This is a genomic window from Oleiphilus sp. HI0123, assembly GCF_001635315.1.
This window is the reverse complement of record NZ_LWGE01001789.1, coordinates 1-1,527: the sequence shown is the minus strand read 5'-3', so window position 1 is coordinate 1,527 and position 1,527 is coordinate 1. Positions and strand designations below refer to the sequence as shown.

The 1,527-nt window shown below is 41.3% G+C and carries 1 pseudogene; it reads left to right on the top strand.

What is annotated here, in order from left to right:
- Positions 1-346: 346 nt before the first annotated feature.
- Positions 347-1,527: pseudogene (locus A3761_RS24095) on the top strand (C4-dicarboxylate ABC transporter); the annotation flags it as partial.

Here is a 1,527-nt window from a genome sequence, read left to right as displayed (position 1 = left end):
CCTGAGCTAAGTGGCGTGCGTGATGTAACAGATCACTCCGTTACGGATAATGCTTATTATAAATAAGCGAACTCTGGTATCAGAATAGCGCTCTTAGAGCTTAGGTTCTAGGTACAACTAGTTAGTCGTTCTAAAAAAGGAAGGTCAATGATCTTCCTTTTTTTATGCTTGATTGTGGCTCAGGTTAGGATCATTTCGCTGTATTCACATGCTATTTCGTATACTATGGCCCGACTTACATCTTAATTTTTAATATTATCTTCATAATAATTTTAATAACACTATGCAGCCTGATTACGATACTCAACTAACCAACAAGAAATCCGAATTTAGCATCAAAGTCCTGATGCAAAAAATCCTTTCCTACTCAATTCTATGTCTTTTGTTCGTAACGATTATTTCGGGCACTAGTGAGAATATGCATGCACAGATGCTTAAGCTTGGCAGCTATTTTTGGGAGGACTACTTTATTCTTCGGGGTGATGAGCCCACTGCAGACTGTGAATATCAGTTTGATATCGAAGCCAGGTTGGATGAATTAGAACAAGAGCACCTTGCAGAAAATGAAGACTTCGATTTATTTGCGACTGAGTTTGATCGTGATTCAGCTCGTAATTCCTTAGCTAGCCAAATCAGGCTATGCCAGAAGCAGCATGCTGATGCCCAGACCTATCGAGCTCAAATGAATGTTTGGGTTCGTACTTTTAAAGATCTTGAGCACACCTTTGCTCAAGTTAGTTTGCTTGCTATTGAGAATCAAAAACTTACTTTGATATTGCTGCTGGCACTGTCTGCGTTTATCACAACATGGAAGCGTAATCATATTGCGTTTAGGTCGATTCATAGTCGAATGGATCACTACGTTTCGAATGTAGGGCAGTTGTTTGCCAATGCCTGTCTTGGGTTGTCTACCGTCGCGTTTTACCAAGGCTCTTACGCATCGGGGACTGAGGTTACCAACCCTGAGTTAATGATTATCCTTATGCTCGGGTGTTTTAGCTTATGCGGTCTGAATCTATATCAGTTACTCAATCCATCGCCAGATCTTGAGCCTGGAGGTAAACCCTGGCTTGCCTTTATAGCGATACCTATTCATAGTATTATGCTGTTAGCAGCGATCTTTCAGTTTTTTATTGTTGAGTCGCACTATCCAGGTATTGCTATCTATTTTACTCAAATCTTTCAGCTAACTAATCTTCATTTAGCAATTGGTCTTTATATTCTGGTTGGTATGCTGCTTAAAGAAACGCTTCTTGGTGCAAAATTGTTTGAGGTGTTTAAACCTTGGCACCTGCCGCCTGAATTGCTTGCATTTGTTGCTATCGCATTGATGGCATTCCCGACTGCTTATACCGGTGCTTCGGGCATTATCATTATTGCGATGGGCGCGGTTGTTTATCAAGAGATGAGGCGAGTAGGGACTCGTCGTCAGTTGTCGCTTGCCGTGACAGCAATGACGGGTTCAGGTGTTGTGCTAAGGCCTTGTTTGCTTGTAGTTGGTATTGCAATACTTAATAAAGAAGTTGT